The sequence below is a fragment of the Pseudomonas sp. FSL R10-0399 genome, from assembly GCF_009600165.1.
Taxonomy (GTDB): Bacteria; Pseudomonadota; Gammaproteobacteria; order Pseudomonadales; family Pseudomonadaceae; genus Aquipseudomonas; species Aquipseudomonas helleri.
In genome coordinates this window covers 1-302 of record NZ_WIWK01000332.1, presented here as the reverse complement: position 1 = coordinate 302, position 302 = coordinate 1, and the positions used below count along the sequence as shown (strand labels likewise).

Below are 302 nucleotides of genomic sequence, written 5' to 3'. Positions count from 1 at the left end.
TGTTCGGGAAAAATTCGATCACGGTAGAAGACCACCCTTGGAAAGTCAGTTTCAAACTCACGGACGGTGCGCAGTCGCACACCGCCTGGGTTGGTGTCCAACACCTTGAGCCTGCCATCAGCCTCGACCACCACGCCGACATGCAGGCACAGCGCGCCACGGAATACCGCCGCAATGGCGCCGACCTCTGGAGGGCACGTTTCCATGCCCTGCTTCAGGTCGTGATAAGCGTGGGTGTTCTCGCGTAGCCGGTCCTTGCCTACAGCGCCCAGGCTGGGCAGCAGAGGCAGGCCCAGTAGCTG

1 protein-coding gene is annotated in these 302 nt (G+C 61.6%); it reads right to left on the bottom strand.

Features of this window, described 5'->3' with window-relative positions; all coding sequences use genetic code 11:
• Nucleotides 1-302: hypothetical protein (locus GHO41_RS30015; RefSeq protein ID WP_178126639.1), on the bottom strand; the 302-nt coding region annotated here is incomplete at both ends.